Source organism: Vibrio sp. 811 (assembly GCF_033339195.1).
Map to the genome: position 1 here is coordinate 1 of NZ_JAWOUB010000768.1, position 558 is coordinate 558.

General features: G+C 52.0%; 1 protein-coding gene. It reads left to right on the forward strand.

The window, feature by feature from the left end:
* The coding region (locus tag R7Q46_RS29295; RefSeq protein WP_318078599.1) for a flagellar hook-length control protein FliK at window positions 1–558 on the forward strand (558 nt) is incomplete at both ends.

Here is a 558-nt window from a genome sequence, read left to right on the forward strand (position 1 = left end):
TTCAAATGGCTGCTAATGGTGAAGTGAGCCACAAAGCGATCAATGCCGCGTTAAGTGCAGGTGCGTTGAAAGCTACGGCGAGCCAGCAAGATAAGCCAGAGTCGCAATACGGATTAGCAGGACAGCTGCAAGCGGCCGCTGGGCAACAAGGTGTAACAGCCCAACAGCAAACCCGAGCGGAAGCCGCTCAGCAAGCGCAACTGCCTCTGCAATTAACAAAAGAACTCGCTAATGAGCAAGTGGCGGAAAAAGTACAAATGATGATGTCGAAGAACTTGAAGAACCTCGACATCCGACTTGACCCACCAGAGCTTGGCCGTATGCAAATTCGCATGACGATGAACAACGATTTGGCCAACGTGCATTTTACGGTTACCAACCCACAAGCGCGTGACGTTATTGAACAAACGTTGCCTCGTCTACGTGAAATGTTGGCTCAACAAGGGATGCAACTGGCGGATTCCTCGGTTCAGCAGCAAAGCAGTGGACAACAGCAAAGTGGTTACGCAGCGGCTGAACAAAATGGCCAAGGCGCGTCTGGGCGCGGTTTTTCTGGCC